The following is a 7,008-nucleotide window of genomic DNA, read 5'->3' on the forward strand; positions in this document are numbered from 1 at the left end:
AGACAAATTAGAACCATTAACTGCACTGGAGAAAAAAGGCTTAAAATGGGCAACCATTGTCACAATTATTTATTGTGTCGTTATTGCATTTACGGTCATTCCTTCTAATGGTCTTTTAAGAGATCCAGAAACAGGTAGCTTCTTAAACTCACCATTTATGACAGGTATTGTGCCAATCATGCTCTTCTTCTTCCTTTTACCAGCACTTGCTTATGGTATTGCGTCAAAAGAAGTGAAATCAGATAAAGATGTTGCAGAGAAAATTTTTAAATCAATCGCAGATATGGCCCCGTTTATCGTATTAGCGTTTGTGGCCTCGCAAATGATTGCCTACTTTAACTGGAGTAATATTGGTTCGATTATGGCAATTAAAGGCGCTGAGCTATTACAAGCATTAAACTTTACCGGCCTCCCGATGATTATTGGCTTTATTATAATTTGTGCCTTTGTCAACTTACTAATTGCCAGCGCTTCTGCAAAATGGGCATTATTAGCCCCAATTTTTGTACCGATGTTTATGTACTTAGGCTATTCACCAGCCGTTACACAGGCTGCCTATCGTGTGGGGGATTCTATCACCAATCCGATTACACCTATGCTAGCATATTTCGCCATTCTTTTAGCTTTCGCAAGACGCTACGACAAGAATATTGGCATTGGGACATTAATTTCCGCGCTACTTCCCTACTCTATTGTCTTTGCGATTGGTTGGGTCATTCTATTTGCCATTTGGTTCTTATTCGATTTACCGCTAGGACCTGGTGATTTTATTCATTTAAAATAAGGAGATGTTTCCATGTCGATTATTCAACAGGAGAAATTTAGTACATTAATTGATACGTATGAGGAAGAAATGATTGCGCTTCGTCGTCATTTCCATGCAAACCCGGAGCTTTCGTATGAGGAAGTAGAAACACCTAAGACAATCGCTGCCTTTCATCGTGCTTTAGGACATGACGTACGTGAGCATGTGGGTGGTAACGGTGTTGTCGCAACATTAAAGGGACATAAGCCTGGAAAAACTGTTGCGCTACGAGCTGATTTTGATGCGCTGGCTATTACGGAAGAAACAGGGCTCTCTTTTCAATCAACAATTAATGGGCGCATGCATGCGTGTGGGCATGACGGCCATACCGCTACGCTCCTTATTGTCGCAAAAGCATTAAATGCGCTACAGCATGAGCTTGCAGGAACGATTGTATTTATTCATCAACATGCCGAAGAGCTTGCCCCGGGAGGCGCGATTGCGATGATTGAGGATGGGTGCTTAGAGGGGGTAGATGTCATCTTTGGCACACACTTATGGGCGCCACTAGAGCTAGGGACGATTTATACGGCACCCGGGCCACTAATGGCAGCTGCGGATGCGATTTATATTACCATTCAAGGTAAAGGCGGACATGGCTCTAATCCAAGTGATACGAAGGATTCCATTTTAATCGCTTCTCAGTTTATCGTGAATTTACAGCAAATCGTTTCAAGACGAATTAATCCCCTCCACCCAGCGGTTATATCAATTGGTCATATTGAAGCATTGAATCCGTTTAATGTAATTGCAGACCAGGTGTATTTAAAAGGGACTGTTCGTACGTTTAATGCAGAAGAACGCGATTTAATTGAAAAAGAAATTGAGTCGTTATTACAGGCGACGTGTGCTTACATGAAAGCGAGCTATACGTATGAATATGTGCGAGGCTATCCAGCAGTCGTGAACCATCCTGCTGAAACGAATCATATTATGCAGACCGTCGAAAAAATGCCTGAGCTTCAAGGGTTAGTATGTGAACCACAAATGGGCGGAGAAGATTTTGCTTACTATCTTGAACACGTACCAGGCAATTTCTTCTTCACAGGTGCTAAAAATCCTGAATGGTCCGAGGTTTATCCACATCATCACCCTAAATTTGATATTGATGAGCGAGCATTAGCTATTGCAGCTAAGGTATTAGGCCACGCTACGTTAGATTATTTAAAATAATAATAAAAAGGAAGTGCTCGCATGAAGAAGCACTTCCTTTTTTATTGACCTTCTAGCTCCAACAACCAAGCCTTTCGCTGCAGTCCCCCTCCATAGCCACCGAGCTGCCCATCTATATTAATAACGCGGTGGCACGGGATAAGCAGTGCGATTTGATTGGCACCATTTGCTTGTGCAACTGCACGGGCAGCTGTTGGTTTACCTAATTGGATGGCGAGCTCCTTATAGCTTCTCGTTTCACCGACTGGAATTTGGCGGAGTTGTTCCCAAACTACCTTTTGAAAGGGTGTGCCGATTTCAGTTGAAAGGGGTGTCTGAAAAGTCATAGAGGTTCCTTCAAAATAGGCAGCTAATTCCGTAGTTAACTGCTGTAGGAGCTTATTTGTCCCAGGCACAATCGCTACATTTAATTTTTTACGTATAGTAAGGATTTCATTTTCCAGCCCTCGACGATCGACAAACTCGAGCAAATAAAGTACCTCGTCATCTGCAATGGCCATCATAGGTCCAAGCTTTGTTTCAATCCAAGTGGCAGTTAATAAGCGAATGTCGCCACTACTGCGCGGTACATTTCCCATAATTCGTGTAAAGGCATCACGAAACCCATTGCTAGATTCAAAGCCGCTATCAAGCTGTGTCTCAATTAGGGGCTTACCATTACGTATATGATTGAAGGCAATCCCAAGTCTTCGCGCACGCGCATATTCTAAAAACGTCATGCCAAATGTTTTTTGAAATTGCCTACGTGCTGTATTGGCACTGATGGATAATTCCTCAAAATCTCGGTCTCGCCATTTTCTCTCTGGATCTGCCTCGATGGCTTCCACTAATTTTCGTACGTCTGCTGATAATGTAGTCGGTGTATGAAGCGGCTGACATCGTTTACAGGGGCGGTACGAGGCAAGCACTGCCTCTTGCGCTGTTTTGAAAAATTCACAGTTTTCTTTTTTAGGCTTTTTCGCTGGACAGGTCGGTCGACAGAAAACACCTGTTGTCCTGACCCCAACAAAAAAGATGCCCTCATAGTGTGAATTTTTTTCAAGTAGCATTTGATAATATTCGTCAATCAACGCTGGTTGTGAAATCATATGCATCCTTCTTTCATTTCTTGATGAGCTTAGTCTATCAAATTCCTCTTCTCTCTATACCCAAAAAATTAACACCGATTTTTTTCATATGGTAGCTCACCAATCCTATCGTCAGAAATCGCGCATCACCTTAGAAAGCGTGTTTTGGCTACGACATATCAATAAATATGTGTCAGCACTATGAGAATAAGCCTGTTCATTTAACAAGTATCTATTCGAGTAGGAGGTTTTCATAAATCATTATCATTTCTTTGCAGGATAGTTGTGCATGCTTGGTATCATATAGCATAAAAATAACTTAAAAAGTACCCCTTAGAGCCCAGATTTCGCCCCTTTTTCGTCATTTTCGGGACTGTAAAGGTCGTTTTCAACATAGAAAAATGAAAATTGGTCAAGCATCTTGCTGTTTTCTAGAATCGCGCTAGCAAATGCCCAGATCCACGCTTAAAGCTCGACAAAAATGATCCCTCGGAGAAACAAAAAAGGCTGTTTTCGCCTCATTTCGGGCAAAAACAAGCCTTTTTCTATGCTTAAAGTTAATAACTATCGCTTACATTCATATTAAATTATGCTAGTTCAGCTTTTAAATACAAAATAGTTATGCAAATGCTTATATTCCCTGCGTCTTTAGGCTTTGTTTGGCACATATTTAAAATTATGTCGTAGTCAAAAGACGCTAGTTGAGCTTTTGACGATTTTTAATAAAGCATTTCTAACAAACACTATCGTTTTACAAACTTCGCATCAGCCCATACCGTATGATCTGCTGCATTTCCATTAATGCCAGCATCCGTTGTGACAAGCTTCAGCTCCTTTGCGCCCTTCAATGAAACATTTACGAAGCCGCTTTAAGTAGTAGAATAAAAGGTGTTACTGCCATACACTTGCTTACCGTCCACTGATACTTCAAAACGAGCAGACGAGGAGGTATTATTCTGCATCTCCTGATCAATACCAATATAGCTTTCAAAGTAATCATAGTCCCTGTTACTCAAATCATAAATGACTGTTGAGCGAGCGTGTGTACCAAGCCCTTTTTTGTATGTCGTATCGACACCCTGACGAAGTAAATGAATGGATTTGCCTGCTGGCGATTTATCTCGCTGGAAGCCGCCCCATGCAATAGTGGCTGATACAGGGTCAATATCTGAAGTATAGGTCACCTGATTGGCAACAACGACACGCATTTTCTCGTTTTTTGCTGACCCTCCTGCTCTATTTTATAGATCACTGTATAATCACCAGGAACTTTTGTATCGACATTAGATGTAATAGAAACTTCATCAGTAATAGTGTCACCCGCGCTATTTTTAGCCGTCACGTAATCACTTGGCGTAAATTCACTATTTACAGGAATGGTTACGTGATGTTCAATTGATAATTCAGGCTGTGTAGTATGAACTTCTACAGCTTCTAAAGCCTTTAGCTTTTTATCGTATGCAACAACTTGATAGGTCGCATCTTCTGTGATTTCCTCGGTGAAGCTATTCGTTGCAGTGAATGCTAAAAGCTTACCATCTCGGTAAATTTCATAACCAAGTACATGCTCTTGATTGTCTGGGTCCATCTCTAGTGAAATCGTATTTTTAGTTGCTGCATGCGTTAAATCAACTTGTGGCTGCGCGTCCTCGGTAAAGCCATGTCCTTTATAAGAAATCACACTATTATTTAAATACCAAATCTTTGTCGGCGCCTCATAAATACTCGTTCTCTCTTTCGTATCATCACCTACAGTGAAGCCATGTCGCGCAAAGTAGCTGCTTAGGTCCTTTTCTAACACTTCTGAAGAATATTGAATTAAATATTGCTGCTTTGAGTAATCACCCTTTGGTAAGGAAACAGGCTGTTCACGGTAAAGTTTATTCAGTTCAGCTCAGTAACCTGGATGAGCTAATTCTAGCTGCCAAAAAGCACCTAAGCGTTCGGATAATCCTTGTGCCGTCATCGATTTTTGGTTTTCTTTAATAACATGCTTGTAAATCGTTTCATATGGAATTCGATTATCGAGCGCATTATACTCTACTGACATTGCCATCGAGATCATATTATTTGTCACTTCTCCGTACTCTCGCATGCCAACCGCCATTCGATGCCCAATTTCATGGGTTAAGCCCCAGCCTGGATATGTTTTACTAAAATCCCCACTAAATAAGAAGGGGACGGTGCTACGCTGTATACCGGTATGATTCCCTGCTGCATACATCGCACCATAGGGCTGCATTAATCGAATATTTTCACGAATTTCTCCTGGTGTATGCACTGTCTTACTACTGTCAAAACCCGTAAAATCAAATAGTTTCTTAATCCATCTATCATATCCACTAACGGTCGTTTGCGGATTGACATCATTAGTAATAAATTGCTTATATGCTTCTGAAGCGGTACCTGTAAATAAGATGCGATCACTCATAATTTCAGTCACATCAATTAATTGACGGTCTTTTACCTCCAGGTGGGCTTCAACATCTTTCGCTAGTCGCTGCTGATAGGTTTCTAAAAAGCTTTTAAATACCGCAACATCATCTCCTTTTTTAAATAAAGGGAAACGCTCCCCACCTTCAAAACGTAAAACCGGCGCTTTTTTCTGCTGTTCAGTTGTATAAGGATTGATAATATAAACAGCACCACCTTGTGTCACATTCCCCGTATAAATTGCGGGTACAGTAAAGACATTTTTTCCTGGCTTTAAATTAACCGTTCGATTCCACGCATTCCAGCTTCCCTCCTGCTGGGTAAACATGAGTTGTGGTAGTGGCTGTGTGCTATCTGCCTCTACATAGACGGTTAATTCCTCCCCAACTAGAGCAGCAATTCCTGTAGGCTGCGAATTTGAGCCATAGGGCATTTTTAATGTTTGCTGTGCATAACTCGCCATATTTCCACGCTGTTCAGCTGTGATAATGCGTCCCTCTGTTTGCAACTCCCCATTGACAATTTTTTTCGCTAAGGAAATTTGTGATTTGTATTCTTCAGAAAGCGGATGCTTTGTAATTTGCTTTTCAAGCTCCTCAATTTTAGCGGGTGAATTATAGGCTGTGCTTACTTCTGACATTAGATTATTTGAGAAAAGGCTGTTCATCTCTTCAGCTATTTGGTCTTGTTTGTAAAAGGAAAATTCCCCTGCAGCTGCCCAATTTGCATTGGCCTTTTTAAAAACGAATTTTAAACGTTTAAATTCTGTATTTGCAAATTGAATTTCAATCGTATCATTCGTCGAACTAGTATATTCGCCTACAGTTACGCGTGTAAAATCATCTTCTGCTTCGGAAGTAGAAGTATAAATTTCGAATTGCTGTGCAAACCCTTTACCACCTGGGCGAGGGGTGTAAATAATTCGATTTAGCTCTTCCATATCATTAAATGTAAATATGACTTCATTCGTAAATGTATCACTGTTCGGCTTTCCTGTTTCCCAGTGCGTAGTTGTATCCCCATCAATCGCATAATCTAGCAATGATTTATGATAAATGCCACCATTGTTTTTGATGGATTGTATATGAGAAGAATCAATTTTAAAAAGTGCCTCATAGTCTGCTAAATATGCGCTATTCTTTAAAGAGAATGGTTGTACAGAAGCGGTGGTATTTTCAGTGTTCGCACGTACACTGTTTTTTGTCTCCGATTCGGTTGCATAACTTAGGATTGGTAAAGTCGTTAAATTAAGTGTTATAACTGTAGCTATGGCAATTGATACGCCTTTTTTCATGTAATAACCCCCATCATAATATTAAAATCGCTTATAACTATCTGAAAAATCAAATAATTAATAAACATGGTTAAAATCGTAATATAAAAAACATATTATTACAATTATTTTAAACTTTTGACATAAATTAAATTATTTTTAAATAGAAAAAAGTCCTATATTGATATTAAAATAAAAAACACGGATTTCTCCGTGTTTTTTTTAGACAGATGGTGGTCGATTTTGTACGAATATAT

At 40.1% G+C, this 7,008-nt stretch carries 5 protein-coding genes and 1 pseudogene; 2 read left to right on the top strand and 4 right to left on the bottom strand.

From position 1 onward, the window contains the following. Positions 1-784 (top strand): AbgT family transporter (locus KTHG_RS12725; protein WP_139994287.1); only part of this gene is annotated, 784 nt, incomplete at its 5' end. A gap of 12 nt (positions 785-796) precedes the next feature. Continuing rightward, positions 797-1,978, top strand: coding sequence for an amidohydrolase (locus tag KTHG_RS12730; protein ID WP_126991343.1), 1,182 nt, complete (start codon positions 797-799; stop codon positions 1,976-1,978). Positions 1,979-2,019: 41 nt separating this feature from the next. On the opposite strand, the gene KTHG_RS12735 is transcribed toward KTHG_RS12730, so the two are convergent. From KTHG_RS12735 to KTHG_RS12755, 4 genes and pseudogenes are all read right to left on the bottom strand, one after another. Further along, positions 2,020-3,066, bottom strand: a complete 1,047-nt coding sequence (locus KTHG_RS12735) for a bifunctional transcriptional activator/DNA repair enzyme AdaA (protein WP_255512452.1) — start codon at positions 3,064-3,066, stop codon at positions 2,020-2,022. A 722-nt stretch (positions 3,067-3,788) separates the two neighbouring features. Then, positions 3,789-4,253 (bottom strand): annotated as a pseudogene (locus KTHG_RS12745) (NPCBM/NEW2 domain-containing protein). Then, complete coding sequence (locus KTHG_RS12750; protein WP_139994021.1) at positions 4,226-4,846, bottom strand: immunoglobulin-like domain-containing protein; 621 nt, start codon at positions 4,844-4,846, stop codon at positions 4,226-4,228. The pseudogene KTHG_RS12745 and the gene KTHG_RS12750 overlap by 28 nt, the downstream one beginning before the upstream one ends. Before the next feature lie 93 nt (positions 4,847-4,939). Further along, complete coding sequence (locus KTHG_RS12755) at positions 4,940-6,772, bottom strand: M60 family metallopeptidase (RefSeq protein ID WP_139994023.1); 1,833 nt, start codon at positions 6,770-6,772, stop codon at positions 4,940-4,942. Positions 6,773-7,008 lie beyond the last annotated feature (236 nt).

The organism is Kurthia sp. Dielmo (assembly GCF_000307285.2).
Taxonomy (GTDB): domain Bacteria; phylum Bacillota; class Bacilli; order Bacillales_A; family Planococcaceae; genus Kurthia; species Kurthia populi.

Coding starts and splice junctions, on each gene's coding strand:
- KTHG_RS12730 (WP_126991343.1), top strand. CDS start 797: ATGTCGATTATTCAACAGGAGAAATTTAGTACATTAATTGATACGTAT.
- KTHG_RS12735 (WP_255512452.1), bottom strand. CDS start 3,066: ATGATTTCACAACCAGCGTTGATTGACGAATATTATCAAATGCTACTT.
- KTHG_RS12755 (WP_139994023.1), bottom strand. CDS start 6,772: ATGAAAAAAGGCGTATCAATTGCCATAGCTACAGTTATAACACTTAAT.